Source organism: Vibrio sp. 1151_11 (assembly GCF_029478525.1).
Taxonomy (GTDB): domain Bacteria; phylum Pseudomonadota; class Gammaproteobacteria; order Enterobacterales; family Vibrionaceae; genus Vibrio; species Vibrio anguillarum.
Genome location: NZ_SHMN01000001.1, coordinates 347,097 through 367,866, shown reverse-complemented (window position 1 = coordinate 367,866; position 20,770 = coordinate 347,097). Strand labels below are relative to the sequence as shown.

At 43.8% G+C, this 20,770-nt stretch carries 15 protein-coding genes; 5 read left to right on the top strand and 10 right to left on the bottom strand.

Annotated elements, in window-relative coordinates:
* Nucleotides 1–41 precede the first annotated feature (41 nt).
* The 3 genes from EXZ60_RS01445 to EXZ60_RS01435 all read right to left on the bottom strand — a co-directional run bounded on the left by EXZ60_RS01445 (nt 42) and on the right by EXZ60_RS01435 (nt 4,858).
* Nucleotides 42–1,223 (bottom strand): DUF3103 domain-containing protein, encoded by a 1,182-nt coding sequence (locus EXZ60_RS01445; RefSeq protein ID WP_170900897.1) that lies wholly within the window; start codon nt 1,221–1,223, stop codon nt 42–44.
* 239 nt (nt 1,224–1,462) lie between these two features.
* Nucleotides 1,463–3,907 carry a M9 family metallopeptidase gene (locus EXZ60_RS01440; RefSeq protein ID WP_277435159.1) on the bottom strand — a complete coding sequence of 815 codons (2,445 nt, stop codon included), beginning with the start codon at nt 3,905–3,907 and terminating at the stop codon, nt 1,463–1,465.
* A gap of 189 nt (nt 3,908–4,096) precedes the next feature.
* Nucleotides 4,097–4,858 (bottom strand): class II glutamine amidotransferase, encoded by a 762-nt coding sequence (locus tag EXZ60_RS01435; RefSeq protein WP_258428840.1) that lies wholly within the window; start codon nt 4,856–4,858, stop codon nt 4,097–4,099.
* 506 nt (nt 4,859–5,364) lie between these two features.
* Between EXZ60_RS01435 and EXZ60_RS01430 the strand changes: the two genes are divergently transcribed.
* Both EXZ60_RS01430 and EXZ60_RS01425 read left to right on the top strand, forming a co-directional pair.
* Complete coding sequence (locus EXZ60_RS01430) at nt 5,365–5,610, top strand: hypothetical protein (RefSeq protein WP_017043657.1); 246 nt, start codon at nt 5,365–5,367, stop codon at nt 5,608–5,610.
* A 195-nt stretch (nt 5,611–5,805) separates the two neighbouring features.
* The gene (locus EXZ60_RS01425; RefSeq protein ID WP_277435158.1) at nt 5,806–8,562 is read left to right on the top strand and encodes an immune inhibitor A domain-containing protein; all 2,757 of its coding nucleotides are present in this window, start codon (nt 5,806–5,808) and stop codon (nt 8,560–8,562) included.
* A 73-nt stretch (nt 8,563–8,635) separates the two neighbouring features.
* On the opposite strand, the gene EXZ60_RS01420 is transcribed toward EXZ60_RS01425, so the two are convergent.
* From EXZ60_RS01420 to EXZ60_RS01410, 3 genes are all read right to left on the bottom strand, one after another.
* A complete protein-coding gene (locus tag EXZ60_RS01420; protein ID WP_277435157.1) occupies nt 8,636–9,496 on the bottom strand; it encodes a lipase secretion chaperone in 861 nt (286 codons plus the stop codon).
* A gap of 84 nt (nt 9,497–9,580) precedes the next feature.
* Entirely contained in the window at nt 9,581–10,522 is a 942-nt protein-coding gene (locus tag EXZ60_RS01415; RefSeq protein ID WP_277435156.1) for a triacylglycerol lipase, read from the bottom strand.
* Nucleotides 10,523–10,787: 265 nt separating this feature from the next.
* Nucleotides 10,788–13,010: a leukocidin family pore-forming toxin gene (locus EXZ60_RS01410; RefSeq protein WP_277435155.1), complete on the bottom strand. Its 2,223-nt coding sequence runs from the start codon at nt 13,008–13,010 to the stop codon at nt 10,788–10,790.
* 498 nt (nt 13,011–13,508) lie between these two features.
* On the opposite strand from EXZ60_RS01410, the gene EXZ60_RS01405 reads away from it, so the two are divergent.
* Nucleotides 13,509–14,759, top strand: coding sequence for an SGNH/GDSL hydrolase family protein (locus EXZ60_RS01405; protein WP_277435154.1), 1,251 nt, complete (start codon nt 13,509–13,511; stop codon nt 14,757–14,759).
* Nucleotides 14,760–14,797: 38 nt separating this feature from the next.
* Here EXZ60_RS01405 and EXZ60_RS01400 read toward each other — a convergent pair whose 3' ends face one another.
* Nucleotides 14,798–15,253: an Lrp/AsnC family transcriptional regulator gene (locus tag EXZ60_RS01400; protein ID WP_026027548.1), complete on the bottom strand. Its 456-nt coding sequence runs from the start codon at nt 15,251–15,253 to the stop codon at nt 14,798–14,800.
* A 149-nt stretch (nt 15,254–15,402) separates the two neighbouring features.
* Here EXZ60_RS01400 and EXZ60_RS01395 point away from each other — a divergent pair, with 149 nt between their 5' ends.
* Nucleotides 15,403–16,356, top strand: a complete 954-nt coding sequence (locus tag EXZ60_RS01395) for a DMT family transporter (protein WP_194662190.1) — start codon at nt 15,403–15,405, stop codon at nt 16,354–16,356.
* Here EXZ60_RS01395 and yegD read toward each other — a convergent pair.
* Nucleotides 16,347–17,699, bottom strand: coding sequence for a molecular chaperone (gene yegD / locus EXZ60_RS01390; protein WP_277435153.1), 1,353 nt, complete (start codon nt 17,697–17,699; stop codon nt 16,347–16,349). The genes EXZ60_RS01395 and yegD overlap by 10 nt on opposite strands.
* Nucleotides 17,700–17,806: 107 nt before the next feature.
* A complete protein-coding gene (locus EXZ60_RS01385) occupies nt 17,807–18,064 on the bottom strand; it encodes a hypothetical protein (protein ID WP_088729404.1) in 258 nt (85 codons plus the stop codon).
* A 345-nt stretch (nt 18,065–18,409) separates the two neighbouring features.
* Between EXZ60_RS01385 and emrD the strand changes: the two genes are divergently transcribed.
* Entirely contained in the window at nt 18,410–19,615 is a 1,206-nt protein-coding gene (gene emrD / locus EXZ60_RS01380) for a multidrug efflux MFS transporter EmrD (protein ID WP_129532870.1), read from the top strand.
* A 112-nt stretch (nt 19,616–19,727) separates the two neighbouring features.
* Here the strand turns inward: emrD and EXZ60_RS01375 are convergent, their stop codons facing one another.
* On the bottom strand, nt 19,728–20,696 hold the full coding sequence (locus EXZ60_RS01375; protein WP_019282669.1) for a sugar ABC transporter ATPase: 969 nt from the start codon (nt 20,694–20,696) through the stop codon (nt 19,728–19,730).
* Between the last annotated feature and the right edge of the window lie 74 nt (nt 20,697–20,770).

Sequence of the window (20,770 nt, the reverse complement as noted above, 5' to 3'; positions counted from 1 at the left end):
TAATAAGAGATTCGCGCTCGCTTTCTAGGGGGAGAGAAATGTTATGGACGTGTCGGGTTAATCGTCAAAGGCTCAAAAGTGGCCACTGCGTTACCACTCGCTCCAGGATGATCAACATAGCTGGTGTCTTGCATCAAGGTGTAAAAGACATCGACATAATCGTCGTCGTTGACCAGTAAACCATCGGGAATCGCATCAATGATCTTGCCCGTGATTTGCGGAATAATCGCATACGCCTGCACTTCTGGATCAGGGATAAGCTTCAGCACTTCTTCCGCTACTTTGACGAGTAATTTAGCCAGCTCCTTATAGTCGGTACCATCATCTTGCTCCATCAAGATAAGATCGGCTGCGCCCCAACGGTAACGAGACCATTGGATCATCACTTGATTTGGGAAGTAATCTTGCTTGTCGTAATCCAAATAAGGCATTTCAACTAAGTCAATGGTCGGCTCATCTCGGCTTGGATTGATGCCTGTAACAATCGCATAAATTTCAGCCGCTCCAGAGATCCACGGTTCTTTGTCATCCGCTAAACGAATTTTTTTCAGTACTGTGGTGGAAATAGGCTCAGCGCTATTATCGCTGCTGCGGACCATCGCTTGCGCGGCGACGCTACCACTTTCTACTGTGGTCAATGTGGTCGATTGACCCAATGCGTTCATCTGTGCACGCATTGCTTGTAAGCCTGCGCGCAATTCCACTTCGCTATTACTATCAACCACGAAAACGGGTACATCTGGCATTTGATATACGTCCAGTTGATGCACCTGTCCGTACACATCAAACGCTTCAATATATTGCCAAGACGCATCATTACCTTTGGGCTCAAAAGCAAACAACGGGCTTTGCCCTTCTTGCCACTCTTTAATCATCGACGCATCGGCAATACGCAGTTGCAGCAATTGCTCAGTAAAATCCTCAATGCCTTTCATTGAACGAATTTGCGCGTCCGCTACAACCATCTGTTGACTAAAATCGGAATCAGGCTGCTCTTCAAACAAAGTGGAAACAGAAATGGATAGGTTTTGCGCGCTGATTTCAGTTTTAAGTGTGGTTTCAAGCTCGGCGTAACTTTCACTCAGTTGCAGTGCTAACGCTCTTTTTTGCTGTGCAATCGCATCAGCATTGGATTGGCTGGTGCTACTGGTTGTCGCTTCTTCTGAGTTGCACCCCATAATAGTGGCCACAAGCAGTAATGAAACGGGTGTTATATATCTCATAATGAACCCTTAATATTTTTAATTACAACATAGAGTAATAACTCTACATAAAAACACAATATCACCGAATGCTATTCTTTCAAGAAATAAATAGAGTGTTAATTTATATTCTTCCCACAAGATCAAATTATTATTAAGTAAAGATTAAATTACACAATGTTAATATAGCTATTACTTTTATGGCTAATTATATGATTTTAATAAAAAGAAGTGCTTTTACACTTCTTTTTATTCATTAATTATTCATAAGTTGCATAGAGCTCAACTTGGCTATTGGCTTGCTGTGCATTAAGCATGAAATGGACATAGCCCGCTTGCGTTACTGGCAGTTCAATATACTCATAGCTATCAGCGCGTTTAGACGCTTGGTCAAAATGAGTCAATGTAGGCCAGTGCTCGCTTTCTGCATAAAGATCAACATTGTGGGCTGCCATCTTATCAATAGGCTGGAGCCAAACTTTGACAGTGCTCATTCCCTCTGGTACATAAATCGCTGCATAGCGAGTTTGATGAATACCCAACGTCATTGGCTGACGATTTTCGAGAACAACAGGTGCTAAATCATCACTAGGCTTTTGCGTATTATCGGTAATGGCGTAACTTACTTTCGTATTTAATTCAACACGCTGGTAAGCTTCTCTACCCGTAATACTAAAATAATAGCGACCCGGTAAAACGGTACCATTGGCTTGTTTTTCTAGTGCAATTGTTTCATTACTATGCAGTTCAAAATTTGTTATTTGATAATCATAATAATGCGCAATTTTTTCATAACTTAAATAAAGATCGGCGTCACCATCACCGCTAATATTAATCGACAATTCACTGACATTATCTGGAACATCAATATAATAGAGTTGTTCACTGTACTGCTCACCCGACAAGGTAACACTCTGCCCTAACGCTAAATGATTCATCGTGTCTTCTGGTTGAATTGGTGGCACAGTCGGATCTTCTGGATTACCACTGTCCGTTGTCAAAGTGTCTAACCAAGTTGAAAATTCGCTGTCTAGGCTTTTGCCGATCCGTTTCACTTGCTCAGCCCATGCTTTGAAATCGCCACTACGTGATAGCGCTAGCAGTTGATCCACTTCATTGGGATGGTTTTCCAGCATAAAACGAACCGCTAAATAGCCCCAGCGATAAATTTGATTGGTGTCATTTTGATAAGTAGTGGCTAGCACTTGCGTGAGGCTCAGTTTTTTCTCAGCAATTAAGTCTACCGCCGCTTGGTAGCCTTTTTTATAGTGCATGTATTCAGCGAAGCCTTCCAACCACCACACGATATGGCCTTCACTTAAATTGAGAGAAAACGAACCGTATTGATTGTAGCGTCCGTCCAAATAATGCACATATTCATGCTCTAAATTGAGAATAGACAACGCCTCATCCTGCGCATATCGGTAAGCGACAAAGCGCGCTGTGTTGTTGGCATCAGCCGGGTTGCCTTCAAGGTATTGCCCGCCGTTATTAGTGGTATTGCCAAACAAGAAGTTGGAATAACTGACATAACTTTCGTTGCTATCAAATACCACCACTTCCACTTGTTGATTAAGATCATCGGCCACGGGCGTGAAACCTGTGTTGGCAACGGTATGGAAATCCGCTTCTTTCTCATTCAAAATGCCACACGCTTGCTCTGCTTGCTGAGGTGTTAAGCCTTGCGAGCGGATAATAGCAGGCCCATCACATTGATGGCGATTTGGCATGATACGCTGTTCAAGTTGCTGCTTAGCTTGCGTTAAATTAAGCGCTTCCAATGTCTCTGGCGCGTAGTAAGAAAGCATTTCAACCGCAGCAATCCAGAGTTTATCGCTACGTCCACCCAGCGGGTAACGTTCCAATACTTTTTCTAAAATCGCAATGACTCGAGTTTTGGTGTTTGGGTAAGGGCTAACCAGTAAGCGCCCCGTTTCACGCACCGCATTGTACAAAATGAAATCGGCATCGGTTCCTAACGCCCAATCATGCTCAGTGGCAAAACGGTACAGTGTCTCCAAATATTCTGGATGGGCTTCAATGTCTTGATAAAAATCATCACGCGAAGCATGGCCGCTCATGGATCGAAATAAGTTATTTAAACCATCAACAAACTGCACATCTTGCGCCGTTTGTGGGTTAAAGGCGTCCAATAGCACGATGAAATTCGCCATCGTTGAAGGTAGGCGTTTCACATTATCGACCATTAACGTTAAGCTCGACATGGCCGCCACTTGTTCACGACCTAAGCTCAAACTATAAGGCGATAACATAAACTGGTTAATCGTATCCGCAATCGCATTACTCAATTGGTCCGAATAATCACCAAACTCTTGTTTTACACCATAGCGCACATAATACGCAGCACGGATAAACTCCCCCAAATTAGCAATAGATTTGGCTTGCGCTTCCGTTCCTTGATATTGCGAAATTTCTAACGCCAGCGCTCGGTTAATGCTGTCTATATTCTTTTCACTGTATAGACCCAAGATGGCTTTACTATCGGTATAAAACCACGAGTTATAACAGTCTGGTTGTGCATTTTTAATCGCTAAAATGGGCTCTTGTGCTTGGGTGATATCATTAAACTGGCAGGCATCTAATGCATAAGAAAAAGACGGTAATCCTGCTAACGATAATGCCAATAGCAAAGCATTAGGTTTGGGACGAGGGGAATGAATAGATGGAACAGGAGCAATACGCATAGTAACGACTCTCTATAGGTCATAGAAATAAATGAGTCGCGGTTTATATCAGAATCACATTAATAAAATGAAACTTGGCGCATAGAAACCAAGATCTTACTTCAAAAAAGAATTGCTCTCATGAGAGAGCAATCGATTAACCAATAGATATTATATATCAATACATTACTAATTGTTTTCCACCACTAACTAAGTGATCGGATACACAGTACATTGAGTGCCAATCACATGAGTAATGGTTTGCGGCTCAATCATTTGCCAACCACTTTCACTGTCAAGGGGTTCTGACGCAACCACCATATTATCGCCTTCGCTTTTACTAAACACGGTCGGCGGATTACCATCAGAGCTATAACGCACTAACCAAAAATCTTGCCCATCAGAGATACAAATCGAAGCTTTAAAAGGTGTGACTATCTGTTTCTCCGCCAAAGCCTGCGCAATTTGACCAATCGTGGTCGTAATGGCTTGTACTGGCTGACTGCGTAACCCATTACTCATCATCAATAAAAAAATCAATTCACTATCTGTTGTTCCAACACGTTTGACGTATAGCGATTCCGGTAACTGCCGTTCTAAGGCGAATTTCACTTTTTCAAACTCACCAATTTGCCCGTTATGTAAAAACATCCAGTTATCCAAAATAAACGGATGACAGTTAGAACGGGAAACCTGCGTTCCGGTGGACGAACGCACATGCGCCATAAAACGGTGAGAACGTATGTGATGCGTTAAGGATCGCAGGTTTTCATCTCCCCAAGCGGGTAAGACTTCATGAAACTGCCCGGGGGTAGTTCGTTCGGTATACCAACCCAATCCAAATCCATCAGCATTGACACGGGTGACCGCTTTACGCGCTTCTAAACTTTGGTGCACGAGAGAGTGTTCCGGTTGATAAACCAGTTGATCGAGGTAGATAGGAGTTCCTTGGTAGGCGAGCCAGCGGCACATAATGCAAACATTCCAAAATAATCAGTCACTGATTTCAATAAAGCACGTTTGCTCAATGGCTGCAAGGTGTCCAGGCAACGATACCTTTGCCACTTGGCTCATCAACGCCACAAGTTAATGACTCTTAAATGCTGGCTTAAATGATGAATTATTTATTGAACTAAGATCATCTTTTAGCAAAGTTCATATTATTAAAAATACTAAACCTATTATTAGTCATTGTTGGTTTTGACCCAACATTTACTTTCGATTGAATTCTAACCTATCACTTTATTTATCTAAAGAATTTCATCTTCATCACTAAGAATAAAATACAAATCCATCAATTATTAATTCTAAATTTAAGAATAAAGAACCGACATATTTATCAATTAAAAACAAACCAAATGTTAACTAGTTATGTTTAAAATATGATGTTATTTCAAAACAACAATTATTTACACTTGCTATGCGTATGACTGATATATAGATTGTTACGAATAATTCACACATTATATGGATATACTGTGAAACATTTAATTTATTTTTTATTAATTAGTTACTCATCAATTAGCCTTGCTCAATCTTCAGTTGATGATGAACGGTTGCTCGCCTCATTAATCGAACGAGGTGTGATATGTGAAGGGCTGACATCAGAACAGCAACAACAAGCACTTGCCCTTTATCTACAAAGAAAACACCACAAAGAAAAGTCTCTAAATTCGACAACTCATCAAGAAGAAGCGTGTATTTCTCCGCCGAAGAGCGACTAAATCACCCGTTCAATCTTCACTGAATAACACTCAGAAAACTTGCCTAGATAAGAATATACCAGCCACTCATTGCGTCCATGAATTCTATTTTATGGCGATGAAAGCCATTTATTCTCTATAGCGCTCAGTCGTATGGAAATCAGTTCAGTGAAATTGTTAATACCATAAATACAGAAAGAAAAATAAGGAAAGCAGATGAAACACATAAGGAAAACCTTGCTTGCGTCAGCAATGGTAACACTATTTAACGTCAGTGCTTATGCGCACACCCCGATTGATTTAGGGGTAGTCAATGAAGATAAACTCATTGAAATGTTAGTGCGTAACGGTGTTGTGGATGGCAATGCTACCGATGCAATCAAGCGCGATGCCTTGGATCGTTATTTAGAGCAGAAAATCAAATCGGGCTTCCACGGCGATGCGCAATTTGGTAAGCAAGCTCTTGAGCAACGCGCACGGGTATTAAAAACCATTGAAAAACAAAAAGGCCAGCAAAAAGCCAGCGTTTTTGCTCTCGATATCAGCACCAAACGCACCGATAAGGTATTAGCGCTTTTAATTGATTTTCCCGATTTACCTTGGAACGATAACCGCCTGACCAAAGAGCATACTGAAATGCTCTATGCCAGCTACAATCCACCTCACTATCAAGATCTGCTTTTTTCCGATGCGGGCTATGCAGGCCCTAATGGAGAAAATTTCATCTCGATGCGTCAGTATTATGAAAGCGAGTCTGGGCAAAGCTACAGTGTGGCCGGGCAAGCCGCAGGTTGGTATCGCGCGTCTAAAAACGCCGCGTTTTACGGGGGCAACTCTGCAACAACAGACAAAGATATGAATGCGCAAGAGTTGGTGCGCGAAGCACTGAACCAACTGGCGCAAGACCCTAGTATTAATCTGGCCGATTACGATATTGAAGATCGTTACGATTACAATGGTAATGGCAACTTCCGCGAACCGGACGGCGTAATCGATCACTTGATGGTGTTCCATGCATCCGTTGGTGAAGAAGCCGGCGGCGGTGTGCTTGGACCTGACGCCATATGGTCCCACCGTTATAATCTCGGCCAACCTTATGTCCTTCAAGGCACAAAAAGTACGCTTCCAGATCGCTTTAACGGCCAATATGCCGCCTTTGATTACACCATGCAACCGATTGATGCGGCCGCTGGGGTTTGCGCACACGAGTATGGCCACGATTTAGGTTTGCCTGACGAATACGATACCCAATACACAGGTAAAGGTGAGCCAGTTTCCTATTGGTCCATCATGTCTTCTGGCAGTTGGGCCGGAAAAATTGGCGGAACACAACCGACGGCATTCAGCTCTTGGTCTAAACAGTTCTTACAAAAAGCGGTCGGTGGTCGTTGGATCAATGACGATCAAATTTCGATTGCAGAGTTAGAGAAAAATCCTCGCGTATTTACCCTATTCCAAACCACTGACAATGCTCGACCAAATATGGTGAAGATTGATTTACCACTGAAACGTGTTGATGGAGTGAAGCCTTATCAAGGTTCGTCCGCTTTTTATTCAAACCGAGGCGATGATCTGAAAAATAGCATGTCTCGTAAGCTTTCTATCCCTACAGGTGAACAAGCTACGCTGAATTTTAAAGCATGGTATCAGATTGAAAAAGACTACGACTTTGCACGCGTACTGATCAATGGTAAAGCGATTGCAGGTAACATCACCACCATGGATGACCCGTACAATACAGGGCTTGTACCTGCTATTGCTGGTCAGTCGGATGGCTGGGTCGATGCGATATTTGACGTCTCCCAGTGGGCAGGCCAAGAAGTGACACTCAGCTTTGACTATGTCACTGATGGCGGCTTAGCCATGGAAGGTCTTTACCTTGATAACCTACAGTTAGAGGTCGACGGGCAGCAAACCCTTATTGATGATGCCGAAGGAACATCCACCTTCGCCTTTAAAGGTTACACCACCAACAATGGCTTCCATGAAGCGCCACACTATTATTTACTGCAATGGCGTAGCCACAATGACGTCGACCAAGGCTTAGCCAATATCAAACGCATGGGCCAGTTGATGACTTTCGAACCCGGCCTACTGGTTTGGTATGTGGATGAATCTTACACGGATAACTGGGTAGGTAACCACCCAGGTGAAGGTTGGTTAGGTGTCGTCGATGCGGATCAAAACGCATTGGTTTGGTCAAAAACCGGTGAGGCCGCACAAACGCGCTTCCAAGTGCGAGATGCAACCTTCTCATTGCAAGATCAAACACCTCTACGTTTAGTCGCTGCCGATGGTGATGTGCTCGAAGACACAAGCTTAATCGGTAATGGTAATTTCTCTGATGGCGCGGATTACAGCTCACCATTAGTACCAGATGCTGGGCGTAAGTTAACGGAATTTGGCTTGATGATCGACATCCTCAACCAAGGCCAAGACAATGAGTACGGCGTAATTCGCTTATCAAAAGTCAGCGAACAAAACCAAGCTCCTGTCGCTAACTTTGAGCTTAAAACCGACGGTTTATCTGTCAGTGCTCTCAACTACAGCCATGATGAAGATGGCGAGCTAGTCAGTTACGCATGGGATTTTGGTAACGGCCAAATGAGCAGTGAAATGGCGCCAAGCTGGAGCTACACCAAAGCAGGACAATACACCGTAAGCCTAACCGTAACGGATGATAAAGGCGCAATCAACACCACAACGCGCACAATACAGGTTGAAGTGCCTAACGCATTACCGCAAGCCAGTGCTAAATATATCCACCTTGGACGCTGGGTAACGATGTGGTCAACCAGCAGCGATAGCGATGGGCGTATTGTCGATACGGAATGGACCCTGCCGAATGGAAAAATAAAACGTGGCAAACTCTTCACCGCCATTTTCCCAAGCTCTGGAAAACATGAAGTGAAAATTAAAGTGATGGATGACAAAGGTGCAACAGTGACTAACACCATTGTGGTGAATTTGTAACCACCTATTCTATTTTCTCTTAGAGAACTTGAGCGCGGCTTCGGTCGCGCTCTTCTTTATTGGATAAACAGAATTAAAGCGATTGATCACGTAACCTTTCCAACGCCTCGACGCGTTTGAGTTGTTTGACCTCAAACGTTTGGGTACGCAGTTGCGTAATTTGCTGATTTTTTTCATCTTGGCTCAAGCGCGTATTTTCAAGCACCGCCGAACGCTGTTGTAGATAGTTTTCGAGATGCTGAGAAAACTGCTCTCGTTGTTCACTAAGCTGCGTTAACCGCTGTGCTCCTTGTTCGCCAACCAACTCGTTCCAAGCTAAGTATTGCTCTTGCGTGGACAAATGGCGACTCGCGTTGAGTGCTGGCAGTAGTTGTACATTGCGTTCACTACGCTGAATGTATTCTGGCTGCTGTGCTAATAACGTTTGCCACTGCTGCTGCTCATCATATGAATCTACTGCTTGAGCTTTAATGCGCAGCTTTTCTAACGCTAAATTTCGTAACGCATTCTCTTCACCAAACAACATACTTTGCTGATCAACGTTAAAAAATTGACTTTGTATTTTCAGTAACTGCTGATTGATCTCAGCTAAGGTAGCAAGATCGAGATTGGCGATGGAAGCATTAACCTCTAACTCAGCTAATGCTTGTTTGTATTGGATAAACTGTTCAAAAAGCATTGGATCGATCACCACGCCCTCATCCTGCTCAGCATGCTGGGCAATGCGCTGCTCAACCTCAGGCAATGAGCTCTCTCCTAATGTAGAGATAAAATAGTGAATTAAATCAAGACTCGATGCACTGTCTATCTGCGTATCTTGTTGAGATGGCGTTTGTAATGCGCTCTGTGATGATACTGGCTTTTGCAGAAAAAGCACCGCACCGATGCTCCCCAAGATGATCACGATAAAACCAAATAGTGCGGGCTTTTTCATAGCCAATCCTTATAAAGTTTGATGTTACAAAACTTGAAGTTATAAACCTCGAAACTATCAACCTCGAAACTATCAACCTCGAAGTTATAAACCTTGAAGCTTCAATCGATTAGCGTGCTGGCGATACAAGGTAACGGGATCAGTTTCAAAAAGGTGGTGTATCCCAAGCAAGCCGTTGATTTCATCTAAGTGGTTCATTTGGTAATCATCGCGGATCACCTTACCCAAGTGAGTACTGCATACGCCGACTAAACCATCATTAGGGCCATTAAAGGCAAGTCCAGTCAACATCATCACAGCATCAGTTGGGTCAAGGAGGTTGGTAAAGGTCGAAGATCCTGTCCACGAATAGTAATAAACACCATTGTCAGCCAGTAATTCACCATCACCACATTCACTGCTTGGAACGCCTTCTGGGTAGTGTTGATTAAACGCTAGCGAACCTTGGGTAGTTAAAGCTTCTAAGGAAGCTAAAGGATCTTGATCTAGGTTACTTCCCCCAGAAAGAAGGCCAACCAAACCCGCCAATCCTTGCGCCATTTTGACGGCAATCGCTTCAGAAATGGAGCCCTCTTTGATGTGCCCACGCACTAAATCTGCCACGATTGAGCCTTTATTCACGCCACCAATGCTAGTCACAGACGCCACAAGATCGGGCCGGACTGATGCAACATAACGAGCGGTTGGGGCCCCATGACTATGACCAATCAGATTCACTTTTTGAGCGCCCGTGGCGGCTAAAAGTGACTCCACTTGTTGCAATAGTTGTTCACCTCTCAGCTCAGAGCTGTTGGTTGCGGAGACTTGAGCCACGTAGACCTTTGCACCATCTTTCGTCAGTGATTGTGGGATGCTGTAGAAATAATCGACTCCGGCCAGCGTATCAAAACCAAATAAGCCATGAACTAACACAATAGGATACTGGGTTTGGGTATAGCCTGTCTTACTTAACGCCACAGTGCTGGTTGCCGCCAGCGCCGTGGTACTCAGCAGACAAAAAGCAGCAATAATAATCGTTCTTTTCAAAGTAAATTCCTTCTTATTGTAGTGCCTGGTTTAGGCGCGGCATACATCTAACCTACCGTTACCACACCAGAGATTAGACCTCTGAGGAGCACCCTAACTGTAGAAGAAAAGCACTTTATTTCATGTCATCTTGCCAGCTTCGTGAATGAATCGAAAAAAACAACAGATAAAATTAACATTACATTAACAAAAAGAGCACTCACGTTTTAGCCAACCAGGCCAAAAGCATGAGTGCTCTTTACTACGAAACGATGAAGGGATCGCGCTATTTTAAAATAAATTGAATACCATCGGCTAACCAACCTTCAGACCAAACCTTGACTTGCCAAATGGCCGATCCGGCTGGCAGCTCAAACACTTCATCGTGGGTACTGATTGCGTAGTCTTTTGACCCCACTACTTTGGTTGAACCATCATCAAGCTTAAAAGCCATACGAAGTAAATGGTTGCCACCGTACTTGAACTCACCGGAAGTAACGGTTATTTGCGTAACACGTTTCAGATCAATTTCAGTCAAACTACCACTTTCTCCGCCTTGCATCGCATTGGCTTGCGTACCAATTGCATCAATCGCAGCGCCATGGCGAATATACAGTGTCCCCGATTGACCAACATCTTGTAAGGCCAATGAACCCGATGTAAACCCAAATACGGCCGATTCACTATCTGAATGAAATACGTTGGTGTAAGCGGTAATGGTGCGCACACTTACCTGATCACTGCCATCAGCATACAAACCTAACTCACCGGTTGTTTTATCATGACCAAGTAACTCATGAGAGAAAACATTACTCAGCTTATCGCTGTTTTCTATCCATTCCCAACGCTGACTTAAACTCGAACTACAGGTTTGTAATTGACCAAGTGATTGTCCATCCAAACATTGATGGATGTCGTTTGCACTCACATAACGACCTAACTGATCATAAATAAAAGATTGTGAGTTTTTGGTTTCATCACAGCTTGAGGCAGAGAGCGCGCCATTATCAGCCACATCAACGCAACGATTATTAAAGCTGCCCAATTGCAAATTCACTGGACGGCCGCCCGTGAATACTGGGTGCTCCCAATCGACAGTAAAGCTAGCACTTTTGCTCACTCTGCGGCGCGTCGTATTTTCAAAACCATGGTAGGACTGATGCGCACCTACAACATAATAATGCTTATAAGCACCGTTATAAATGGGACGAATATTGACCGAAGAATCAATGGTAAATTCCGTTGTCCCTGTTGCATTAGGAGCGGCTTTATAGATCACATCCATTTTTGGTACAAAGCTCGCGTAACCAATCGGGTTAATGCGGTTGGTATCCACAGGATAAGTATTGACCCACAGCGCATCCGTTGAACGATTTAACATCGATTCGGCAGTCGCGTATTGGCTACGATTCCATTTAAAGCTGACGTTTTGCGCGTTATTGGTGCTACGTTCAACACGATAATCGTGCGTTTTAAAGGTTAACCAACGGCTTTGGTTGTAGCTGGCATTGGCTTCTAGCTTGCCTTTAGGCCCATCAGCACTAACCTCGACACCACCACTCACTCCTAGCTGGAAGCCGGATACCTCTTTGACTTCATATTCGGCATTGAGATTTTCTCTCGGGAACGTTTTTAAGATCTGCGCTTTGTTGTTCGAAGAGTTAAATACAAATTGGTAGTCTTGAGCGATGGCATCGGTCGACCAGTCTCGGAAATAAGCATCTAATGTCGTGTAATCAGCACCCGATTGACGATAATCAAGACGGTCATTGAGATGGATCCCCGCACCCGTTGTATCATCATCTAAGCTGATGCGAACAATTTTCGCGTCCGGTGTCGCAGAACCAATGGTGCCATATTGTAATGAACGCTCTAAATTAACTCGATAAATCAACGAGATATTAGGGTTATCGCAAAACACTCGCGTGCCTCGATCCCAAAGATGTGAGTTATTAAACGTACATTCATTATCAGTAATAGGCCGATTGACATTCAAATAAAACGCGACGTGTGGCAAAGAGTTCGTTTCCGAACCACTATTTGACACCATACTGGCCGTACTACGGCGCTGACGAGAATGGGCAATTGGGGCGGCTTCCAGTAGACGAATGTTGGCATCATTCTCGTCATCTAACGGTGTGAACAACAATTCTCCTTTGTGTTCACTGATGATCAAAAAGTCACTGGCAAACGCTAAGCCCAGTTTTTTCCTGAGCAGTGCTTTCGCCTCTGTCTTTTGCGACTCACCTTCAATCGTACTGAAATCGACAAAATAGCGCATACGTTGATTCAGTACATCGTCACGAATCTGCATTAGTGTCGGGGGCTCAACCTCTCCTTGTAACCAATAGCTCGCATTGAAGTAATTGATTTGGCTGTCATCCTGAAGCTCACTGAACATTTCAATGGCCAAACCTTGCGGCTGATTCACGTCAGCTTGAGCGGTGTTCCATACCAAACCTGACATAATGGCAATAGCGCCAAGTGCTTTTCTTCTGTTTATTGACATATAAACCTCGTAAGCATTTTTATTGTTATCACAGTATTTAAAAGAAAATGAATACCCATTTTTTCAGACCACAAAATAAAAGGACATTGGTTTTTTGGCACCTTTGTGGCGAATTATTAATAGATCTTAAAATAACAAACACAAAGAGAAATGATTTTTAATGTGGCTTAAAATCACAATAAAACTGTTTAATTTTTACACATATTGACTGATTATAATTTTATTGATATTTTTATTAAGCAACTAAGATTTAACATTAGAACAAATTAATAAAGCAAAACCTTATTGTTATTTATCTAAATTAGGATTTATACAAACCCTTCGTATTTTCTTCACTGACAGTTCATTGTTTGATCTTAATACCAAATAATGTTCAACATAGTCGTTTATTGATTGACGCTTAACACCATAAATCCAAAATAGGTCTGACCAGTTTGTTAATTTCACTTTCGCACTTATTCTTTAGTAGATACGTGCCTAAACCAATAAGAAAAAAACATGAAACTAATGACGTTATTGATGACCTCAATATTGCCACTCTCCATGGCGATTGCAGAAAATACGGATACCTCCTCAGAATCAGTTACCGCTTATGGCGTAATGAATACGCAAAATAAGCAAACCTACACTTATGTACGCTGTTGGTATCGGCCCGCTGGCAATCATGATGACCCAGCAACGGATTGGGAATGGGCATTGGATGAACAAGGAAATGACTACACCATTAGTGGTTACTGGTGGTCGTCTGTGCGCTTTAAAAATATGTTTTATACCGACACCTCACAATATGAAATAAAACAGCGTTGTGAAGAGACGCTCGGCGTCAGTCACGATTCTGCAGATATTACTTATTTCGCGGCAGACAATAGGTTCTCATACAATCATTCGATCTGGACTAACGATAAACAAAATGCCAAACCCGTCATTAATAAAATGGTGACCATAGGTGACAGCCTTTCGGATACAGGAAATATATTCAATGCGTCACAATGGAAATTTCCCAATCCTAACTCTTGGTTTTTAGGACACTTTTCCAATGGTTTGGTGTGGACAGAGTATTTAGCAAAAATGCACGATTTACCTGTATATAACTGGGCGATTGGCGGTGCCGCAGGGCGTAATCAATATATCGCGCTGACGGGTGTGAACGATCAAGTCCGCTCTTATCTAAATTACATGACAATGGCCAAAAACTACCAGCCAGAAAATACGCTCTTTACCCTTGAATTTGGCTTAAATGACTTTATGAATTACAACCGTGAAGTATATGAAGTCAAAGCAGATTTTAGCAGCGCGATGATTCGTCTTGTGGATTCAGGGGCCAAAAATATTATTCTACTCACCCTGCCCGATGCAACCAAAGCCCCGCAGTTCAAATATTCAACAGCAGAAGAGATAGCGAAAGTCAGCGCTAAGATCACCACCTTCAATGCGTTTATTCAGCAACAAGCACTGTATTATCAGATGCAAGGGGTAAATATCATCCTGTTTGATGCTCATAGCTTGTTTGAAAACCTCACAGCCAATCCACAGCAATACGGCTTTGAAAATGCAACCGATGCATGCCTCAACATCAATCGCAATTCAGCTTTAGATTACTTGTACCGTCATAGCTTAACCAATGATTGCGCTTACCATAGCTCTGACAAATACGTATTTTGGGGCGTGACGCACCCTACCACGGCCATCCATCAATTGATTGCCAACGAAATCAGTAAAAACTCTCTCGCGTCATTTCAATTTGAATAAGCACGCCTGACCTTGAAGACAGCACGCAAGTGCTGTCTCTAAACCCAAATAGGCATCGCGGTAGCGGCTTTCACTTGACGCATGGCGAGGTGGGTATGCATATCTTTTACATTGTTGAGCCGCTGTAACTGACGCGTAAATGCTTCGTACCCTGATAAATTGGCACTAACGACTTCCAACAAGTAATCATACGCACCTGAAACCACATGGCAGCTGATCACCTCCTCCATCTCTTTGATTGCCTCTTCAAAACTATCAATGGAAGCGGCTTGATGATTATTCAGGCTAACTTCAACAAAAACCGTCATACCGACCCCGACAGCTTGCCGGCTTAAGCGAGCTTGATAGCCATCAATGATCCCGCTCTCCTCTAATCGTTTCAAGCGTCTTGCGCAGGGAGAAGGGGATAATCCAACCTTTTCTGCAAGCTCTGCGGTGCTTAAGCGTCCCTCTGTTTGTAATAAGGTCAACATGCGGCGGTCTATTCTATCCATTACTCGATCCTTGATGAAATCCACTAATATTTTGCTAATTTATAGCGGATAAGTGCTAAACCATCTAGCAATAAGGGTGAACTTGCCGGATAAAAGTAAGCCGAACCATAGATAATGGTGAGAAACCATCCATTGATGTGAATGAAATTATGATTTATGGCTACCTCGCGATAGGCACCACACTGTTATTATGGTCCGGCTTTTTCCTCTCTTTAAAGGCAGGAGCCAGCGGCCTATTAACCCCTGCGGATATTGCATTAACGCGCTTTTTACTGCCCGCTTTGTTGCTCTCTCCATTGGTTTGGAGAACTCGATATCAATTGCAAAATGTACCTATACGTTACTTGATTGGTCTATTTATTGGCTGCGGATTGCCCTATTTACTAGTGACAAGCCATGCGATGCACTACGTTCCGGTTTCTGATGGTAGCGCGCTTGTTCCGGGCGTGCTGCCGCTGTTTGTCTCGGGTATCGCGGTGTTGCTGTTTAAACAGCCGTTAAGCCGCCATCGAATAACTGGGCTGACTTTAGTGGTGGCAGGGGTTGGTATTTTCCTCTATTCAAGTGCCACTGATTTTGAGTCAAACCGTTTGACCGGACATTTGATGTTTTTAACCGGCAGCCTGATGTGGGCGATGTTTACAATTTGTGCGCGGGTAGCGAATTTGCATGCGCTCGTCAGCGCGGGATGGGTTGCTTTACTTTCTACTATTTTATTGGCCGTTCTAATCGCTTTAGGCATCGTCGATAGCTACTTAGCCACACACTCTTTTGCACACTGGCCGTGGAAAGAACTGGCGGGACACACACTGCTGCAAGGTGTCGGGGCGGGGCTCATTGCAGCATTTACCTATTTATATGCAGTTTCAACACTCGGCGCAGAACGCTCCGCTGCCTTTGGCTCTGCAACACCAGTCGTGGCAACCTTGTTGGCGATTCCCGTTTTTGGTGAGATGCCAACGCCTTTGACTTGGATCGGATTAGGGTTGATAAGCTTAGGTAGCTTGGTTGCCAGTAATGTTTTAATGAAACACGATCATTCGCAACATTACCGGCCCCCAACGCATCAAAAACGAAGCGCTAAGCGCTCATATCAGCGATAGCAAATCTCAGCCCAACGAGCCAAACCAGCAGTCACTGAACCAAAGTAGTTACCGCTGACAACGGGTACGTGGGGCAGTTGTTGCTCTACCGCTTGGCGTAATATTGGAGAACGAGCAGATCCGCCCGTCATAAAGATAACATCCGGCTTTACGTCACCTTGTTCAACCGCTTCTTTGACCAATTCCACCACTTTCGCTTTAGGGGATTCAATGGCGTCGATCATTTGCTCACGCTCAATTTGCACTTCGATCTGCTCAGAAAGAAGATCGAGCACCACCTGACATTGTGTAAGATCAGATAGAGCAATTTTTGCCTCTTCTGCACGGCGTACAATTTGATAGCCGAGCGTTTCAAAATAGACTTTCAGCAAACGCGCCAACTTTTCTGGTTGCTGCGCCTCTTTGTGTAGCAATTTCAATGCTGCCAAGTTTTGCTGAGCATAGAAGTCACGTTGCGCTTCCACGTTGTTAATTGCAATCGGGTTCCAAAACTGCGTGATCGGCATATCAATGCCAGAAATGGCTTTACTTCCTAATCCAAAAGAAGACATCAACTGTTTGAAAGCAATATAGATATCAAGATCATTGCCTCCGACCCGTTGGCCACTATGCGCAAGCAAACTCGCGGTGCGGTCGTCACGCCCTCGCCAACTCGGCCCCATTTTTAGCAATGAACAGTCGGTGGTTCCACCACCGATATCAACCACAAGTACGGTTTGATCTTGCACCAGAGTCGCTTCATATTCTAAGCCCGCCGCAACGGGTTCAAACTGAAAACTGATGTGCTGAAAACCGGCGCGTTTCGCCGCACGTTGTAAAATAGATTCCGCTTGTCGATTGGCCTCTTCACCACCTCGGCCATGAAAGTTAATAGGACGACCAATCACAGTATCTTGGATGGTGCGCTGAAGGTGCTGCTCTGCATTATGCTTAATATTGACCATCATGGCGCACACCAAGTCTTCGAAAAAACTGACCTGCACATCACGTAAACCTGCCGCGCCTAGAAATGATTTAGGGGATTTAACGTAATAAATATCGCGCGGATCTTGCAGATAAAGATCGAGCGCCGCTTGGCCAAAGGCAATGTCTTGCACGGCAAGTTCAATACTCTCTTCTCTATTCACATTGATCGCGCGGCGAAGTACTTGCTCACCAATTTTATCGCTTGGCGTAATATTGTGATGACGGAACAGATGCTCAGAAATGGACTCTCGCGTCGGGGCGCATATTGTCGAAGGAATGTAGTGGCTTTTACCTTCTATGGGTAACAATGTTGGTTGCCCATCTTGCATCATAGCGACAGAACAGTTCGCCGTTCCATAGTCAAAACCAATAAACATCGCTACCTCCTAGCATCAGAAAAAGGCCGGCGATCCTACCTTATGATTTTCACAAATACTATCCCCAAACTACTTGGAATGTCTGGCGAGAAAAGACATGGATTGGTTTACACAAGCCAAGAGACGAAAAAAGACAGCAGCAGACAGCCCACATAAGCCATTTTACTCACCTTGATATGTCGATAGTGGATAAGACAAGGTGACAAGATAAACAACGGGATCAGGACAAAAATGGGGTTCATACTGAATAGCCAGCTTAACAATACAACAGAAAGTGCATAGTAGAAGAGCCACGAATTTGGAACCGACAACTTTTTGCCAAGTCCCACTATAAATAATAATGCAGCAAGTAAAGGTAACATCATTAATCACACCTTTATGATATTGATTCTCATTTACATTAAATATTAGTCACTGTTCAGCGCAAAAGCAATAGAAAAACTAGGTACATTATCAGACACCAAGAACCATACTCAACACAGGCATTGGAACCGTCTTTCATTTCTCTTTACCCACCCGAATAATGATTAGTTTTTCTAATTCAAATCATAGATTTTTATCTTGCTCAACTTCACACTTTTAGATTGATAAAAGTGCCTAGCCTCACTAATATCTCGCGCCGAAAGAGTGATACTTTTAACGCTGGCCATTAGTTTCATTATTCAGATTAATTATATTTCGTAGTTGCACCATTGTGCAGGAGATAGACCATGTCCGCATCGTTTCCGTTAGTGAAACTCACATTTTTAATTGCGATTTTGACCGCTGTCGGCCAAATGACACAAACGATGTACGTCCCGTCCATTGGCCATATGGCGGGAGAATTTTTAGTTTCTCCTGCATCACTGCAGGCGGTCATGGCATGTTATTTAATCCCTTATGGACTATCACAATTTGTCTATGGTCCATTGTCAGACCGCCTAGGACGCAAACCGATTATTATCGCTGGGTTGCTGATTTATATTGCAGGATCGCTACTCGCATTATTTGCTCACCAATACGATTGGTTTTTGGTCGGTAGTTTTATTCAAGGGCTTGGCATTGGCTGTGGTGGTGCAATGTCTCGAACCCTTACTCGAGACTGTTTTTCAGGAGCAGAATTGCATAAGGCCAATAGCCTTATCAGCATGTGCGTTATTTTTTCGCCACTCATTGCTCCTGTTCTTGGTGGGTACTTAACAGAAAGTTTTGGCTGGCGCTCTAGTTACTTATTTTTATCCCTATTCGCGATTGCCGTGGTGATCACTATGATGACGAGTATGGTAGAAACATTGCCTAAAGCGGCTCGCAGACACGAATCGGTTGCAAACAGCTATCGCTATGTGCTGAGTGACAAACGTTTCCAAGGGTATTTAATTTGTCTCGTGGCGACTTTTTCTGGCGTCGCGGTGTTTGAAGCCGCTGCAGGTGTATTACTTGGTGGCGTTTTGCAACTGCCTGCCACCACCGTCAGCTTATTGTTTGTCTTACCGATCCCTGGTTATTTAGTTGGTGCGGCGCTATCGAGTGTTATTGCGTTGAACTTCAACGAAAAAAGCGCCCTATATGTGGGCTTGGTAGCGATAGCATTAGGTTCATTGGTGGTGTTTGTTTCTGGAGTGTTGGGGCAAACCAGCGCATTGACCCTAATTGGTGGTGCCACTGTCTATTTTCTCGGTGCAGGCATTCTCTTTCCCGCAGCGACCACTGGAGCGTTAACACCACTGCCTTACCATGCAGGAACAGGAGGTGCTGTGTTAGGCGGTATGCAAAACCTTGGGGCTGGTTTAGCCACCCTTTTAGCGTCGGCTATTCCAGCTCATGACCAGATGCCACTTGGCGCATTGATGCTGTTGATGTCTGTGTTTGCTGTGGTTGGTTTGATTCGTGTTTACAGTAAACATGATCCATCAAATGAAATGCCATTGGCTGTTTAATAAACTGTAATGAAGAAAAAGCAGACGGGCCACAGCCTCTCTGCTTTTTTATTTGCTTTTTTTATTTTAGACGTAATGCTGAATTCGACAATTCAATACAGTCTCATCAAAGTCAGTCAATCTTCATCCATCCTTCCGGCACGCTTAACCCCCAACGGGACATTTCGCCCTGATGATAAATAGCACGTCCTTGCTGGCCGATTTGGATAGGAATGCGGCTTGCGTCTTCATTATTATTTAAAATGCGTAACACCGTTTTGCCCGCCATTTCGCCTTGATCACGACCCGCTAACACAACACCTCCAGCCGCTTTGCCCGCACCGATCGAAAAATCCCAAAAACCAAATAAAGGAACCTCTGTATGTTGGTTTGTCCACGTTAATACAGTATCCGCTGGCACATTATTTTCGCTCTCATCGACCAAGGTTTGGTAAAGCCCCACAACTATGGCGCCAAATCCTTGCTCTTTAGCTGTGCTTATTCTTGTCTGCCATTCTTTCTCTGTCGCCACCGAAGCTATCTCTGTCGCAATGCCTAAATTCTTTTCAATCATACTCGCTTGGGTTTGCATAAATTCCAACGCAATACTCGCCGTACTACCCGAGTCAAATAACACCAATACTTTACGTTTATCTTTATCGAGCATCCGGCCAATTTCTCCCATGGTTTTCACATAGAGGGGGCGCTCTAAAACACCGGTCACTTTGGCTTGCCCTTGGTATTGAGCCATGAATTTTCGTGGGTTTGAATTAATACCCAGAAACACGATTGAGATTGGCTCGTTGTAGAGTTTCGGCAACATATGAACCAACGCATTGTCGTCTCCTAAAACCACTACCTGTGGTTTCAGTTGCTGATATCGGCTAAAGGCTTGTTCGGCGATTTGTGAATAACGGCTTGCTGGTACACGTTTGGTGTCCATCTCAAAGGTATGCAGTTCATGCGCAGGCGTTAACGACTGCTTAAGGGCGGATACATAGCTAGCGTCCCATTCATAACCTTGCTCGTAGCTCTCTATTAAAAGTACTTTTCCCGCCATCACGGGTGCACTTATCACACACAATATCCATATCCAACGCATGAACTGCCTCCAATGTTTCGGCTATTTTTTTATAGTGTAGTCAATAAGATGTTATTCACACTTCCCATGTGACA

Excerpts from the sequence above, each read along its gene's own strand:
- EXZ60_RS01445 (WP_170900897.1), bottom strand. The coding sequence starts at position 1,223 with ATGAGATATATAACACCCGTTTCATTACTGCTTGTGGCCACTATTATG.
- EXZ60_RS01440 (WP_277435159.1), bottom strand. The coding sequence starts at position 3,907 with ATGCGTATTGCTCCTGTTCCATCTATTCATTCCCCTCGTCCCAAACCT.
- EXZ60_RS01435 (WP_258428840.1), bottom strand. The coding sequence starts at position 4,858 with ATGTGCCGCTGGCTCGCCTACCAAGGAACTCCTATCTACCTCGATCAA.
- EXZ60_RS01425 (WP_277435158.1), top strand. The coding sequence starts at position 5,806 with ATGAAACACATAAGGAAAACCTTGCTTGCGTCAGCAATGGTAACACTA.
- EXZ60_RS01420 (WP_277435157.1), bottom strand. The coding sequence starts at position 9,496 with ATGAAAAAGCCCGCACTATTTGGTTTTATCGTGATCATCTTGGGGAGC.
- EXZ60_RS01410 (WP_277435155.1), bottom strand. The coding sequence starts at position 13,010 with ATGTCAATAAACAGAAGAAAAGCACTTGGCGCTATTGCCATTATGTCA.
- EXZ60_RS01405 (WP_277435154.1), top strand. The coding sequence starts at position 13,509 with ATGAAACTAATGACGTTATTGATGACCTCAATATTGCCACTCTCCATG.
- EXZ60_RS01400 (WP_026027548.1), bottom strand. The coding sequence starts at position 15,253 with ATGGATAGAATAGACCGCCGCATGTTGACCTTATTACAAACAGAGGGA.
- EXZ60_RS01395 (WP_194662190.1), top strand. The coding sequence starts at position 15,403 with ATGATTTATGGCTACCTCGCGATAGGCACCACACTGTTATTATGGTCC.
- yegD (WP_277435153.1), bottom strand. The coding sequence starts at position 17,699 with ATGTTTATTGGTTTTGACTATGGAACGGCGAACTGTTCTGTCGCTATG.
- EXZ60_RS01385 (WP_088729404.1), bottom strand. The coding sequence starts at position 18,064 with ATGATGTTACCTTTACTTGCTGCATTATTATTTATAGTGGGACTTGGC.
- emrD (WP_129532870.1), top strand. The coding sequence starts at position 18,410 with ATGTCCGCATCGTTTCCGTTAGTGAAACTCACATTTTTAATTGCGATT.
- EXZ60_RS01375 (WP_019282669.1), bottom strand. The coding sequence starts at position 20,696 with ATGCGTTGGATATGGATATTGTGTGTGATAAGTGCACCCGTGATGGCG.